This window comes from Pseudoalteromonas distincta (assembly GCF_000814675.1).
GTDB classification, from domain to species: domain Bacteria; phylum Pseudomonadota; class Gammaproteobacteria; order Enterobacterales; family Alteromonadaceae; genus Pseudoalteromonas; species Pseudoalteromonas distincta.
On the sequence record NZ_JWIG01000006.1, the window covers coordinates 31,369 to 46,934 of the forward strand.

The 15,566-nt window shown below is 38.2% G+C and carries 12 protein-coding genes; 5 read left to right on the top strand and 7 right to left on the bottom strand.

The features are described 5' to 3' along the window. The first annotated feature begins 67 nt into the window (after window positions 1-67). Window positions 68-2,008: an acetate--CoA ligase gene (acs, locus tag QT16_RS04960; protein ID WP_039486744.1), complete on the top strand. Its 1,941-nt coding sequence runs from the start codon at window positions 68-70 to the stop codon at window positions 2,006-2,008. A 104-nt stretch (window positions 2,009-2,112) separates the two neighbouring features. After that, the gene (locus QT16_RS04965; RefSeq protein ID WP_002958948.1) at window positions 2,113-2,763 is read left to right on the top strand and encodes a response regulator transcription factor; all 651 of its coding nucleotides are present in this window, start codon (window positions 2,113-2,115) and stop codon (window positions 2,761-2,763) included. Window positions 2,764-2,863: 100 nt separating this feature from the next. On the opposite strand, the gene purU is transcribed toward QT16_RS04965, so the two are convergent. Together purU and QT16_RS04975 are read right to left on the bottom strand one after the other, a co-directional pair. Further along, window positions 2,864-3,694, bottom strand: coding sequence for a formyltetrahydrofolate deformylase (gene purU / locus QT16_RS04970; RefSeq protein WP_024597310.1), 831 nt, complete (start codon window positions 3,692-3,694; stop codon window positions 2,864-2,866). 205 nt (window positions 3,695-3,899) lie between these two features. Continuing rightward, complete coding sequence (locus tag QT16_RS04975; RefSeq protein WP_039486747.1) at window positions 3,900-5,786, bottom strand: hypothetical protein; 1,887 nt, start codon at window positions 5,784-5,786, stop codon at window positions 3,900-3,902. 313 nt (window positions 5,787-6,099) lie between these two features. Here QT16_RS04975 and QT16_RS04980 point away from each other — a divergent pair, with 313 nt between their 5' ends. The 3 genes from QT16_RS04980 to QT16_RS04990 all read left to right on the top strand — a co-directional run bounded on the left by QT16_RS04980 (window position 6,100) and on the right by QT16_RS04990 (window position 9,626). Continuing rightward, a complete protein-coding gene (locus QT16_RS04980; protein ID WP_002958945.1) occupies window positions 6,100-7,077 on the top strand; it encodes a DNA topoisomerase IB in 978 nt (325 codons plus the stop codon). A gap of 210 nt (window positions 7,078-7,287) precedes the next feature. Continuing rightward, the gene (locus QT16_RS04985) at window positions 7,288-8,613 is read left to right on the top strand and encodes a L,D-transpeptidase family protein (protein WP_039486749.1); all 1,326 of its coding nucleotides are present in this window, start codon (window positions 7,288-7,290) and stop codon (window positions 8,611-8,613) included. A gap of 11 nt (window positions 8,614-8,624) precedes the next feature. Next, complete coding sequence (locus QT16_RS04990) at window positions 8,625-9,626, top strand: D-Ala-D-Ala carboxypeptidase family metallohydrolase (protein WP_039486750.1); 1,002 nt, start codon at window positions 8,625-8,627, stop codon at window positions 9,624-9,626. Between the two features lie 275 nt (window positions 9,627-9,901). Here QT16_RS04990 and pelG read toward each other — a convergent pair whose 3' ends face one another. From pelG to QT16_RS05015, 5 genes are read right to left on the bottom strand one after another with little or no spacing between them, the layout of a single operon-like run. Beyond that, on the bottom strand, window positions 9,902-11,266 hold the full coding sequence (gene pelG / locus QT16_RS04995) for an exopolysaccharide Pel transporter PelG (RefSeq protein ID WP_010554451.1): 1,365 nt from the start codon (window positions 11,264-11,266) through the stop codon (window positions 9,902-9,904). Next, on the bottom strand, window positions 11,254-12,771 hold the full coding sequence (gene pelF / locus QT16_RS05000; protein ID WP_039486754.1) for a GT4 family glycosyltransferase PelF: 1,518 nt from the start codon (window positions 12,769-12,771) through the stop codon (window positions 11,254-11,256). The genes pelG and pelF overlap by 13 nt, the downstream gene beginning before the upstream one ends. Continuing rightward, on the bottom strand, window positions 12,764-13,747 hold the full coding sequence (locus tag QT16_RS05005; protein WP_039486757.1) for a HEAT repeat domain-containing protein: 984 nt from the start codon (window positions 13,745-13,747) through the stop codon (window positions 12,764-12,766). The genes pelF and QT16_RS05005 overlap by 8 nt, the downstream gene beginning before the upstream one ends. After that, window positions 13,744-15,042: a PelD GGDEF domain-containing protein gene (locus QT16_RS05010; protein WP_039486759.1), complete on the bottom strand. Its 1,299-nt coding sequence runs from the start codon at window positions 15,040-15,042 to the stop codon at window positions 13,744-13,746. The genes QT16_RS05005 and QT16_RS05010 overlap by 4 nt, the downstream gene beginning before the upstream one ends. Continuing rightward, window positions 15,039-15,554 carry a hypothetical protein gene (locus QT16_RS05015; RefSeq protein ID WP_002958938.1) on the bottom strand — a complete coding sequence of 172 codons (516 nt, stop codon included), beginning with the start codon at window positions 15,552-15,554 and terminating at the stop codon, window positions 15,039-15,041. Before QT16_RS05015 ends, QT16_RS05010 begins: the two co-directional genes overlap by 4 nt. Window positions 15,555-15,566: the final 12 nt, after the last annotated feature.

Consider the following 15,566-nt stretch of genomic DNA (forward strand, 5'->3'; position numbering starts at 1 on the left):
CTTAATAAAGTACTGCTGAGTAATCCTTGATAAAAGCTTAAGGCAAGTAATTTAAATGGAGACGAAGATGTCACAAAGTATCTATCCAGTTCCTGCGCATATTAAAGATGCGACTCTCATTGATAAAAATAAATATAATACGCTTTATAAGCAATCTATTGATGACCCTGAAAGTTTTTGGCGTGAGCATGGCAAACGCCTCGATTGGTCTACTCCTTACACTAAAGTTAAAAACACCTCTTTTGATAAAGGCCACATCAGTATTAAATGGTATGAAGATGGCTATTTAAATGCGTCTTACAACTGTATTGACCGCCACTTAAAAACGAAAGCAGACAAAATTGCGCTTATTTGGGAAGGTGATGACCCTTCTCAAAGTGAGAACATTACTTATCAAAAACTTCATGATGAAGTGGCTAAATTTGCCAATGGTTTAAAAAAACTGGGTGTACAAAAAGGTGACCGCGTAGCTATTTATATGCCAATGACCCCACAAGCGGTGTATGCAATGCAAGCTTGTGCACGTATTGGTGCTATTCATTCTGTTGTATTTGGTGGTTTTTCACCATCGGCTATTGCTGATCGTATTAGAGATTCTGGCGCTAAGGTTGTTATTACTTCTGATGAGGGACGCAGAGCAGGAAATTGTGTTCCATTAAAAGCAAATGTAGATGAAGCGGTAGCGCAAGAAACTGTAACCACAATTGAACACGTTATTGTGCACCAATTAACAGGCGGTGAAGTTGATTGGAATGAGCACGATATATGGTGGCACGAGCTAGTTGCTGACTTACCGGCACAGTGCGAGCCAGAGCCAATGAATGCTGAAGATCCTTTGTTTATATTGTATACATCAGGTTCTACTGGTCAGCCTAAAGGTGTTGTACATACTACAGGTGGCTACTTAGTTTACTCATCAATGACACATGAATACGTATTTGATTTGAAAGAAGATGATGTGTATTGGTGTAGTGCCGATGTCGGTTGGATCACAGGCCACAGTTACATTGCGTACGGGCCATTGGTAAACGGTTGTACTCAGGTTTTATTTGAAGGTGTCCCCACTTATCCAACTGCAGGGCGCATGGGCGAAGTAGTTGATAAACACGGTGTTACTATTTTATATACTGCCCCTACAGCAATTAGAGCACTAATGGCTAAAGGTGATGAGCCTACAGCTTCGTCACATCGCGATAGTTTACGTATTTTAGGTTCGGTAGGTGAGCCAATAAATCCAGAAGCGTGGACATGGTATTACGAGAGTATTGGTAAATCTAATTGCCCGATTGTTGATACATGGTGGCAAACGGAAACCGGTGGCATTATGATCACACCACTTCCGGGTGCTACTGATACAAAACCGGGTTCTGCAACACATCCATTTTTTGGTATTGCGCCTGCATTATTTGATGCTGAAGGTAATACACTCGAAGGTGCCGTAGATGGTAATTTAGTTATTTTAGATAGTTGGCCATCGCAAGCTCGAACTGTTTATGGCGACCATGAACGTTTTGAACAAACTTATTTTAGCGCCTACCCAGGAGTTTACTTTACAGGCGATGGTTGTCGTCGTGATGAAGACGGTTATTACTGGATCACAGGCCGTGTGGACGATGTACTTAATGTGTCTGGGCACCGCCTTGGTACTGCCGAAATTGAAAGTGCGTTAGTTGCGCATGAAGCGGTAGCAGAAGCTGCTGTTGTAGGTTACCCGCATGATATTAAAGGCCAAGGTATTTATGTTTACATTACGCCTAACGAAGGCATAACAGTAAGCGATGAATTAACTAAAGAGGTACGTAATTGGGTTCGTAAAGAGCTCAGCCCAATCGCATCTCCAGATATGATTCAATGGTCACCGGGTTTGCCAAAAACACGTTCAGGCAAGATTATGCGTCGTATTTTACGTAAAATCGCTGCAAATGAGCACCAACAACTCGGTGATACGTCAACGCTTGCCGATCCTTCAGTTGTCGATGAACTAATCGAGAACAGATTAAATCGTTAAATGTGCGTTAAAAACTTGATTACAAGTTGATTCTAAACGTAGTATATCGGCTGTCAGTAAAGGTTTTAAACCTAACTGGCAGCCGAATTTATTAGGAGTGAACCATGAGTCAGTTTTTAATAGCGGACGATCATCCGTTATTTCGTGAAGCACTAAAGGGCGCACTGAGCGCAAAATTTGAGGGTTTAGAGGTTTTTGAATCATCCGATTTTGACAGCACACTGCAAGTGTTAAGCGAGCAAGAGGATCTTGATATATTACTGCTAGACCTTCACATGCCAGGTAATGGTGATTTATATGGTCTTATTCGTATTAGAGAAGAATACCCAAGCTTACCTATTGCCGTTGTTTCGGGTAGTGAAGACGTGAATATCGTTTCTAAAGTGATGGGCTACGGCGCTATGGGTTTTATTCCTAAATCATCATCGTCTGATGATATTGCCAGTGCAATTAACCAAATACTTGAAGGCGATACATGGCTACCAAAAGAGCTAAAAAACAAAGTAGCTGAAATTGAAGGTGAAGATAGAGAAATAGCAGCGCAAGTTGCCTCATTAACGCCTCAACAATACCGAGTGCTGCAATATCTGCACGAAGGTTTACTTAATAAGCAAATTGCTTATGAACTACACATATCAGAAGCGACAGTAAAAGCACACATTACAGCCATATTTAGAAAACTCGGTGTGTACAATCGTACCCAAGCCGTTTTAATTGCCGCTAAATTAAAGCTCGAACCAATAGAGCAGGCATAATTTACATTTAAAAAGTTATTAGCTTATTTATGAGCAAAAAAATGCCAGCAACAATGCTGGCATTTTTTATGTGTAGAATAATTAAGCAATTGGAATAATGCTAAGAAAACACCACGGTTTTATTACCATTAATAAATAGCTTATGCTCTGAGGCAAGTTGAAGTGCTTTACAAAACACAGTCTTTTCAACATCTTTGCCCATTTTTGCCATCATTTCGGCGGTATTCGCATGTGTAACGCTGGTTACATCTTGCAAAATAATAGGACCTTCATCAAGCTCATTATTAACAAAGTGAGCGGTAGCACCAATAATTTTTACGCCGCGCTCAAATGCTTGATGATAAGGTTTAGCGCCTATAAATGCTGGCAAAAATGAGTGATGAATATTAATTATTTTACCTTCAAATCGACCCACAAATTCAGGACTTAAAATACGCATGTATTTGGCAAGGCCAATAATGTCAGGATTGTAACTGGCAATTAAATCGCCTACCTTTTTATCATGCTCGCTACGGGTTAATCCTTCGTGCGATACAACATGAAATGGCACCCCAAACCCTTTAGCTAGCGGCTCTAAATCAGCATAGTTAGCAATTACAGCGAGTACTTCAATATTAAGAGTTTGTTCAAATTGCTTTAACAGCATACCACCTAAACAATGAGCTTCTTTAGTTGCCAGTAAAACTACTTTAGTTTTTGCGCCGCAATGTAGCGCAAGTTTAGCGCCTTGTGGCAACAGTGCGCGTAGTTGATCTAAAAAGTCGCTTTGTGGCTCGCCTGTAAGCTCTGTACGCATAAAAAATCGCTGCGCGTCTTTATCTACAAATTCGTTGTTACGCGTAATGTTTAAATTATTTTTATGGCAAAGCCCTGTAATTTTAGCTATTAAGCCTACATCATCAGCACATTGGGTGGTTAGTATATAGCTCATTGTCCTCATTCTTACCCTGTAATTAATCCTTTCATTATTTGTGTTTTGGCACATAAAGCAAGGGCTTTGTGAACTAATCCAATATTAATCATGTTGTTGAGTGCAAAAGAGGTAATAAAGTTAAAAAGTATTGAATAGAGGTTAAAAAAATGCCACCTAAGTTAACAAGGTGGCATTAATAAAAATTATCTAGGTTTGAGGTTAATTAACCCTTGGGCTCGGGAGATAAGTTTTCTTCTTGTCTTAAATACCCGGCAGCTTCTTCATCATCTTTCGCTATCGCTTGCTGAGTAGGTATAGCGCGCGTTTGTTGGTTTAGTTGATGTATTTGTGACGCATTACCTAAATCACGCTCACTGGTGATTGAGGCGATAGATTCGCGGTCTTTTAAGAATGCAATAACGTCTTTTTTGATTGCTTGTAATTGTCCTTCGTCTTTATGCATTTCCATAATGTGGCGAGGATGTTCAAGGTTTTTCATACCTGTTGCAGCAAACGTAGTAGAAATAACACGAGAAACAATAATCCAAGGCGTTATGCTACTGCGTACTAAAGTATTTTCTGAACGGGTGCTATCGTGAATACCAGTACCTGTTGATATTTTAGACTCAGTAAAAGTGCCTTCACATTTAAAGTACACAAGCAGTGACTCAAATTGCATTTCTGCAAAAAATAGATGCGCTGTGTTTGCAAGTAATTGCGCAAATGCTTTAATAAGTACGCCTATTAGCAATAAGTGAAAGCTTGTCATTAATAGCTCACTAAATTGAATAACATGTTGGTTATTAAATGCCTGTTTAAAACTATTAATATTTGCCGCATCAATGTAATGGTAAATATTAATAAACGAATACGCTAAAAGTACAGTAAATGCTAACGCTACAATATAAAGTAAGTTACCGCTCACCAAAGCAAGTAATCTCGCGAGTGTAAAGTTTTTACCTAAGTCCATTGAGTGCAGTTTAGGCTGAATCTCTTGGATCATTTCACCTTTAAAACCGCCTTTACCTTCTATTTGTTCTTGAAGCTTAGGGTCTAATTCTCTGTAAACCCTGTTAGGTACTTCTTTATAACGGCGATTAGCCATTACTAGGTTATCGAGGTTTATGAAAATCTCGTCTGGATGAACAGACTCTTGCCAGTTTTCACGTAGTTCAGATACTTCAGCTGAAGGGGTAACTGAATTTAAACGCGCTTTAATCATGATAAAAGCAAGCGCACAGCTTAGAGTTGCTAATATAATAATTGCAATTAAGTACATTCCAGCATGAAGACTAGGCAGTTGCTCAAGCCAGCTATCTATTTCTTGTTTACTAATGTGCTGCTCTTTCATCAACCATGACATAGAAAGACCAATAGCGATGGGTAAAATAAAAGATAACGAAATAATTTTAGCAAGTGCACCAGTACCAAGTGCTTCAATATTCTTTTCTGCATTTCGAGAGATAGGTTTACCTGTAGAGCGCCAAGAAAAAAGCACGTAAAACATTAATATTGCACTATAAACCGGAAATGCTAATTCCCCAGCTTCACCGGTAAAGCCCGACAAAGATACAAATGCAACAAGGCCATAAGCAATAAGGGCGACAAAGGTGCTTACCCATGAGCCAAATAATCGCTGGGCAACATTTCGAATTGGATATGGTAGAAACAATAACTTAGGGATTAAGCTGTGAAGTAAGCGTGATAAAAAACCATTAGGCTCTTTAAATGTACTGTTTTTACGACCAACCAGCATTTCTTCAAGTGATTGCGCTGTGTAGGCTACTTCTTTTTGTTCTTCTTGAGCGGTTGATGCTTGCGATTTACTGTAGTTATAAGCAAGTGAAGTTGGGTGGTTTCTACCTACAAAGTATTTAAGTGTTGCATAAATACCTGACGATAGTGAGCGAATGCCGAATGCTAAAATAAGCATGCCAAACACCATTAAAATCCAACCTGCGGTTGTATCTTCTTTCACAGAGCCCGCAGCAATAACAAGTAAACTAATACCTGCTATAGACTCAATGAGTCCTCTTAATGCTGTTACTTTACCTTCCAGTTTGAAGGGGTTTTTTAGTCCAAGATCAATCGATCCATAATCAAAAGCCATTGAATTCTCCATTTAAACAGCACCCCAATTGCGGGGGACAAAGTGTAATTAATCTGAACTTAGGATAATAAATCTATCTCAAGTAGCTTTATTTTAGCGCTAAGTGCATCGAGTTTAATCGTAATAGACTTGTTGCTGGCGCGTAAGTTAGACCTACTTTTGCGAAAACCTAAATAGAATTATTAATATATATTAAGTATTTATAATTGTTGTTGGTTTTTTATTATATATCAATAATCTTGTTCAGTTTAAGGTTATTTTAAAGTGATACATTTTATATTCCGACGCATGCTTAAATATAACTGGAGGGTTAATGAAGCTAATTTATGTAGACGATAATTTACCAGGGATCACTCGTAAACTTAAACATAAAAGTTGGCTTTACTTTGATCCAATTGGTAAGCAAATAAAAGAGCAAAATGTGATTGATCGTTTGAATGGATTGGCATTTCCGCCTGCCTATAAAAACGCCTGGTTTTGCCCAGAAGAAAACGGGCATATTTTAGCGACAGGATTTGATAGTAAGGGGCGAAAGCAATACCGCTACCATCCTGAATTTAGGGCGCAACAAGAGGCAAAAAAATACCAAGCATGTGGAGTATTTGGTAATAAACTCCCTTTGTTAAGAGCGCGTTTAGAAACAGACTTACAAGGCGATGAGCTTAATATTGAGCGCACTTTAGCGGCAGTTGTAAGACTTATGGATTTAGGAGCATTGAGGGTAGGTAACGAGCGTAACGTAAAGCAAAATAAAAGTTTTGGTGCGACAACATTACGAACACGCCATGCAAAACTCACGGGCAAAAATATTCAGCTAAAATATCGTGCCAAATCAGGTAAAGAACGTGAAGTAAATATAACCGACAGGGTGCTTAGCCATGTTATAAAAGACTTGCAAGATTTACCCGGGCAGCATTTATTTCAGTATATAAATGAAGGTGAGCGCACAAATGTTACATCAAGTGAAATAAATCAATACATTCAGCAAATAATGGGCGAGGAGTTTAGTGCAAAACACTTTAGAACTTGGCGAGCAAGCGTTATTGCATTCAAACAATTAGCTAAAGCTAAAGGGGCGCTTAGTTTAAAAAGCATGCTTGATAGCGTATCTGAGCAACTTGGTAATACTCCCGCTATAGCACGCAAATCTTATGTGCATCCCGATTTAATTACGCTGTGTAAAGAAGATGAAGATACTCAAACTGCGTGGAGAGAGTCCCTTTCATTACCACGAAAAACAAAGTACTTGAGTCGTTATGAACGTGGTTTTTTAGCTTTTTTAAAAGATTAATTGCCATAGCAACTTTACACACTTGAGCATATTAATTACATATTCTCTAGTTTAATTTATTAACGTTTAGAATAAGGGTTTTTAAAAAGTCATTAAATTTCAATTGTTTATTTTGAAAATTTAATTTGGCATTACCGTTGCACCTCCAGTGTACTACTTAGTGGTAAGTACAAAAGCATTTATCAACGATATTTAGCGAGGAGGTACACAGTGAAGGGGTCATTTTCAAATCAAGCGCTTACTAAAGCAAAGGATTTTACTTTAAAAACTGCATTGTTTATTGGCATGAGCGGCTTATGCTCAGCACCAACACTCGCTGCCAATGAGCTTGAAAGTGTGGTACTCGCTAACTCTTCACTAACTACTTATAACTCACAAAAGTACATGCAAGCTGATGACACCTACTACTTTGACCAATATTCAGCGCAGTTAATTGAACGTACAGAAAAAGCCATTAATTGGTATCAAGAAATAGTTAACCAAGGTGGTTTTACACACTTATATAACGATGAATTGCTTGAACTAGGCAGTAATAATAAGCAGGTGAGCTTACTTGCACAGCGTTTATATCAAGAACGTGACTTAAAAACTAATGTGTGCGACGAAGCTATATGCACGTTTGATAAAGATATAGAGCAAGCTGTTAAGCAATTTCAAAGCCGCCATGGTTTAAAAGTTGATGGCCGAGTGGGTAAGCGAACTTTTGCATCGCTTAATGTGCCCGCACAGCAAAAACTCGATAAATTAAAACTTAACTTTTATAGAATAACTAACTTTGCAGGCGCAAGTGATGAGCAATATGTGTATGTAAATATTCCTGAATACAGCTTACGATTTGTAAAAGCTGGCGATGTAAAATTAAAAAATAACGTAATTGTAGGTAAACCAAGTTGGGAAACACCTGCATTTAGCGACGAAATAGAAAAGTTTGTAGTTAATCCTGAATGGCGTATACCCACCTCAATTGCCACCAAAGAAATTGCTCCAAAGGTAGCCGAGGATCCTGACTACCTTGTAAAAAATAATATTGAAATTAGAAAAAACAGCTACCTAGACTCACAAACTGTTAATCCAAGCAACATTGATTGGGATTCTATTAAGCCGTACCAATTTGATCACTTTTTAGTAAAACGTGCTGGTGAAGAAAACCCCCTAGGGGAAGTTAAGTATTTATTCCCCAATGCCGAAGCAATTTATGTTCACGATACACCAGCAAAGCACCGTTTTAGCCAAGCAAACCGAGCCTTATCGCATGGCTGTATAAGAATAGAAAAGCCTTTTTCGTTAGCGCGTGAAATTATTAAGTACGAAGGAGAAGCGCAAACACTCAATAATATGGACAGCGCACTTGCTCAAAACAGTACTCAGACGTTTTATTTAGATGAGCCTCTTCCTATTCATTTAGTTTATTGGACTGCATGGGTTGACGAAAATAAGCTGGTTAACTTTAGAGATGACATATATCAACGCGATAAAAAAGCGCTATTAAAAAATGATGAACAGTCGGTGATTGCCGCTTTATTAAAAAATAAATAATGAGAGGGTTTATGCAATTTATTCATTATATTTCTATCGCCATATTCACAATTATATTTAGCAATAGTGTATTTGCTGCCGCGCCTATAAAGCCTGCGCATCAGGTAGTTGATATAAAAAACAAAGCCAACTTTGAAGATGCAGAATTTAGTCTAAAAATTAATGACATAGTTATGCCATATTCGGTGTTTTCAGTATTTGTAATGCCCAAAGAGCAAGTTGAGTTTGAAGTGCTTTTTGCGCAATCAAAAAATGCTTACACGCTAATTAACACTCAAGGGAAATCTAAGCTTACAGACACCAACCGCTGGCAATGGCAAGCACCCAAAGAGCCAGGTTTAACAACGGTAATTATTGAGTCGCCCGATAAAAAACAGCGTATGAAAATCAACGTATTTGTAAAAGTACCGGCAGACAATGTTGAAGGAGGAAAGCTCAAGTATTACCACATTGGGCACTATCCTAAACCTTCACAGATTAAAGACGCTTCACACTACATAGTGCCCGATGGCTTTGTTAAGGTAACGCCTGAAAATGAAAACGTAAAAATATCACCTCACTTTTCACTAAAAGAATTTGTTAGTAAGCAGCGAAGTAAGTACCCAAAGTATTTATTTTTACAAAATAAGTTGCTACTTAAACTAGAAAAAATACGCAAAGAACTGATTTTAGAAGGTATACCGGTTAGTAATATGGTGGTTATGAGCGGTTATAGAACTCCGTACTACAACAAATCAATTGGCAATGTAAAACTTAGCCGACATGTATTTGGTGATGCTGCCGATATTTTTATAGATAATGATGGCAACTACCGTATGGATGATATAAATAATGACGGTAAGCATTCAATTGGTGACGCTATAGTGATGGCCGATATAGTGGAGTCGTTAGCTAGACGTGAATCATTTAAAGGTTTACTAGGTGGTTTAGGTATTTATGGGCCTAAGTCGCACAGAGGCGCATTTATACATGTTGATACGCGTGGTTTTAAAGCGCGTTGGGTGAGTAAATAATTGCAACGGCTACCTCATTTAGCATAAAGCTAAACTAGCTAAGTCTAATTGTACAAGAGATTAGCTAAGCCAAGGTAGGGGAGCTTGGTTTTTGTAAGCCCTTTGTTTTATACCCATTTTATATCTTTACTGAGCTAGTCTTTTTTGCTTTAAACTGAGGCGCTTATATGAGCTATAAACATGGTGTGTATCAGCCGCTTTCCAATAATTAATTATTTTAATTTTGTACGAAAAGCTTTAAATATAAAGGCTGCATAAGCAGCCTTTATATTATGCTATTGCAGCATAAACGTTTCGTATTCTAAATCTTCAAATTGTTTAGAAAGCCAAAATAAGCCAACAACAGAGGTAATAATAGTTGAGAGAGCAAAGCCGTAACCATAAAATTGCGGCCCAAAAGCGATTGATAGCAAAGTTAAAACAACGTTTATTACCAAAAATAGCCCCGCTAAAAATAGGACGGTTGAGCGTTTATCTAAATAAAACAAAATATTTAAAATAGACAAAAATATAACTTGTACACCCACACCAACTACATCAATGAATAAAAGCGTTTTATAGTTTGGATCAATACCAATAAAGGTAAGTATTTGCTCGCCCCATAATAATAAGCAGGCAACGGTAATACCTTGAATTTTAAATATATCGTATAAACCGGCACGTGCAGTTTGGATCATATTGTCTTTTAAATAGTAAATCTCTTCTAACGATGAACCCTCTCGAATAGCTGTGTAAAAACGGTCGTATTCTTCTACAAAGTCGGTTTCCATTTTTACTAAAAATACTGCCATACCGGGAATAATAGACAAATAGGCTAAAAATATAGGTAAGTCGTAAATTGGGCTGGCTCGTAACGTGCCAATAATCTGAATTGATGTGCTTGGTGAATACCAAAAAATGATTTTATCAGCCCACACACCAATGTTATAAAACAGACCACAAAAGAATAGGCTGTAATACACTTTTTTATTGCTTAAAAAGTCAAAGCTTATAAGTTTTTCACCTGGGTAGCGGCGAATAATCATAAACAAAAAGCTAAAAAAGAGCAGAGCTTCGCCTGCAAAAAACGCAAAAAATAAGCCGTCTAACTGCCAGTCTCTTAATAAATATGCAAGCAATACCATAAAGGCGTAACCACTTAGCATAGTTATTAAAATTAACCGGTATTCTTTCATACCTGATAGAAAAATAGCGCCAAGCCACTGATTACATAAGCTTACAAAGGCACCTAAAATTATAATCTTAGTAACAACGGGTATAGGGAGCATAGGCCATACAGCCAAGCCTACCAATAACGCGGCTATTGTTGTTATAAGCTGTGCACCGAGTAGATTAGGCAGTACCTTTGCCTCTTCTTTTTGAAAAAATAAATCGGCAATAAATCGAGTTAGTAATAACTGCAAACCACCCGTTAAAATAAGTGAGGCTGCCATCATGTAGGTAACAAGCGTTAAAAATTGAATAATAAGTACTTTAGGTAATACAATTCCTAAACTTAAAATACCAATAAGCATTAACGCTACAATAGAGAGCAGCCAAGGCCCTGAGCCTATTAAACCTGCGTAGCCGTATGCTTCAAAAACTGAGAGCAGGGTATTTTTTTTGAGAATTTTTCGTATCTCAAAACCTATTCCAGCCATGCTATTGTATCCTTATAAAGTTTATCGTAACGGGCAAACATGTGGCTCTCGTCATAAAATTTTTGTACGCGGTCTAAACCACTTTTTTGATACTCAAGCCAAGCTTGCTCATTTGTTAGCATGTTTGATATTTGCTTTGCTGTTTCGCTCGGAGAAGCAATTGGGACAACTTCACCGGCTTTACCTAACGCTCTATCTTCATCGGTTCCGCCTTCGATTATTTCGCGGCACGAGCCAACATCACTAGCAAGTACAGGCACACCAGCCGCCATTGCCTCTAAAAGCACTAAAGGCTGCGCTTCAGAAATCGAGGTTAAAGCTACAATTCCGAGCTGAGGCAAAATTTTAGTAATATCTTGCATACCTAAAAACTTAACACTGCTTTGTAAATCAAGGCTGCCTACCAGTAGCTCACACTCTTTGTAGTATTGTGGATCTTCTTCATAAGGGCCGATGATCCAGCCTTCGACCTCTGGTAATATCGATTGCGCTTCTTTAATCGCACGTATAAAGGTTTTAATATCTTTTATAGGCACTACACGTCCAATTAACCCAACAACCGGTGGTATCTGTTTTGGACGCTGATCAAGCGCTTCAATAAAGCGCACTGTTTTAATGCCATTAGGCACAACAAATGCTTTTTCAGGTGCTGCACCATCTTTTATTTGGCGCTGCCTGTTACCATCGTATAGCGAAATGATCTTATCTGCTTCTTGGTATGTTGTTCGGCCAATTTGCTCAAAAAAGCTGATCCACATTCGGCGAATAAAGCCCATCTCGGTATTTAAGTTTTTACCTAGGCTTTGTTCTGACTCTTTGATCCAACTGGCTTGAATAAGATCTATTTTTCTCTCTTTGGTGTAAATACCATGCTCGGTCAACAAAAAGGGAGTATTACTTATTACACTGGCGCCGGATCCTAAAATACCCGCATACCCGGTAGATATTGAGTGAATAAGTTTAACTTTAGGAAGCCCTCGTGCAATTTCGGCTATTTTAAATAGCGGCTTATATAAATTGCGATATGACCAAAAAAAGTCAATAAAAGAGGATTCATCACAAAAAGTTGAATAATAATTAGTGAGTACTTGCCATGACGATTCACTATATAAAAAGTCGGCTTCGTTAATACCGTCTTTTTTAGCTAAAGTTTCAAATGCAAACTTTAGTAATTCAGTCGGGATTGGCTCGTTACAATCTCTAAAATAATTTTGTAGTTGCTGCCAAAAATCAAAGAGTTCTTTTTTATATTTAACCCCGTGCTTAGCTTTTATTTCAGAGGTATCATTTTGTACTAAATAATGAATATGCAGCTTGGTAACGTTTTCAGGCAAGGTATATTGAATCTCGCCATAATGCTCTGGCGCTCCACCTATAAAAACAAGCTCAAAGTTATAATGAGGTAACCCTTCAATTATTTGATGAACCCAGCTAGATACGCCACCACGCACATAAGGGTAAGTACCTTCTAAAAGCAGTAAAATGTCTGCATTTTTGTTACTCATGCCAATACTCCTGTAAATGACGTAATTCACTGCCCTTAGGTTGTTCTGGGAGTTCTTTTAAGTAGCGTTTACAGTCGTCAAACTTGTTCATACAAAAGGCAACTTCGGCTTTATAAGGGAGCACATGACGCCTTGCCATGCCCGACTCAGTTGCTTTGAGTAGGTACTCATGGGCTATTTCGTATTTGTTTAAGGCTAAAGATATACGCCCTAAAAATATAAAAGTTGCAGGTGTTTTTACGTGCTCAATACTTTGCTGTGCAAGTGCTTCGGCTTTTTCTAAAACGTATTTACGAAGCGCACCTTGTGCTAAACCTAAGTAGCTAAGTTCCCAATAAAGTTCGGCTAGTTGTTTTTGTAAATTACTTAACTTTGGCTGCTTAGTCGTAATGGCTATTTCTTGCTGGTACAAACTGATTTTTTCGTTGAGTTTGGTTTCTTTACCATCAAGGGTTGAGTAGGCGAGTAGGCGAATATCATCTTCTAAATCTTTAAGTGCTAGCTTTAAAATAGGAATAGCTTGTGAGTCACTCATGTGACGAGCCGCCATTACGGCACTTAGACGTTTATTTGGTTCACTCGCGTGCTTCAAAATTGCTTTAAGTCCGCCCATAGAATAGGTCGGGTTTGCTGATATTGCTCTGGCTTCAAAAGGAAGCTCAGGTATTTTATGCTCTTCAATTTCTATGTCATCGTTTTTGAGTGGTTTACACAGAGCAAACGTAAGCGCTACTACAACGCCTATAATTCCAAGTACAGGCAATGTAAACAACAATAAAAACATGAGTAATAAAGAGCTATAGGGAGTCGTTTTGTATTTTTTAGGTATCAGGAAATAGCTAACAAAAGCAAAAAGGATGCTAGCAATAGCATGCAATAGTATAGCTAAAAACCAATTAGGTGTTTCCAGTACTTCTATTAGTGCAAAGTACTGACAAATACACCCTAAAATAGCCGCTACAATAATTATAATCATGAAAGTGAAACCAATCTCTTTATGTCATCTGAGCTTATTGGTAGTGCAAGTTGTTGCTCAATAACAATATCAAGCTCAGCTAAAGTGCTACCAGTGCGCTCTTTACACCAAGTGTTCATTCGGGCAATAAAGCCTGCTTTTTCAAGTTCATCAGCTAATGGCATTAATAGCAGTAATATCTGATTTTTATCATCATATAAATAAATGTCTAAACCACGACGGGCTTCACTTAAATAACTCATAAGTTGAGTCGATTTATCAGTAATATTGTTGGCTTTTATTTTTAGTAGCTGCGATGGAATGTTGTATCGTTTTGCTTCTTTATTTGCGCGCTTAACTTGGCGAATAAAGTATGGAGACTCTTCATACGTCATTACTGGGTTTGTTATTTCGTGACGAAGTAAATCGCCTATATGCCCAGCCATTACAGCAAGTAATGTTAGAGTTGTATTTTTAAGCGCAAAAAATTGTATTCTTTCAACCAAAATAGCGCCGTAAATAGTATTGTTTACGTCGATAAGTGGGATTGCCATATGGTATTTACTTATACCCGATGATGCTTTTTCGTCTTTTACCGATACTAATTCTTTTTCTTCGATCATCGCTAATATAAGAGGATCGTTTTTAGCTATTTGACTCATCTTACCTATAGAGGCAAGTGGTGGTTCTAAAACACTGTCGTTTTCAACTTTATATAACCCCGCTCTTTCTAGCGAACCGTACTCAACAAACAAGTCGATTATTTTTTGCGCTGCGCTATCAAGTCTTCTTTCTTTTAATAGCCCGATAGAGGTTCTTACTGCTTGTAGTGATTCACGTAAACTTAACGTATGGCCAGCTAGCATTTGCTCAATTCTATCGTGAGATGAATTAATTAAATGATACTGACGAGTAAATGTTTCAAGACGATCTGTTACGTACTCAAGCTGAATACTTTGCTGTTGATTAGTACGCTCCCACACATCTCTAAATTCGCCTGTGATCATAATTACAATAATGTAGCCAATCATAGCGTTAATATTGAAGTCGCTTTGCGGTGATAAAATATTTGCTTGAAGTAAAAAAAGTTGGCCAACAAGCAAACATAAAATACTAATAAAGCCTTTTGAAAAGCCATAGCGTAAAGAAACTAAAAGAGGGCCAAGTACAGGCCACGAAAACCCTCCCTCAGTCCAAAATGGGTCCTGTGCGTTAAATAATACAGGCAGCCCTAAAGCAAGCGCGGTAAATATAAATACCTCAGCCCATATTTGTAGCTCAGGAACGTCTCTTGGTCTAAGGAAATGTGTTTTCACTCACTAACCTCTATATAAGAAATTAAATCGGCAATCACATCTTGTGCTGTTGCTGCAATGCTATCGCGGCCCCAGCCACTTTTAGCAATAGTACCTGTCCAAACTGGTGTGGTTTGTCCATTTACAGTGAGTGATAATGTAAGTGCAACAACAGGTTCGCCATCAAGGCCTGCTTTATAGCGCCACTCTTCAATGCTGCCTGTTAGTACATAGTCAGCTTGTTGAGTGCTTAACCATTGCATAGCATTGTCTAAACGGTATTGATCATCCAGCGGTGGAAGCTCTTTGCTGTTTACGCGAGGTGCACGTATAAGAGTTGGTAATTTATTTTGTTGCCAAATGCTGGCTAAAATATCTTCAGCACGCTCACCGGCAAGCGGTGTTTGAGCATGATTAACAAGCGGCATTAGTGCCACTGTTTTTGAAGGGCTAAGCTCTATATCATCAGCAACTCTGCTGGTGGTACATGCTGATAATAGTAATACCAAACACGGTATAATTAAACGAAACATACTCTCTCCTAA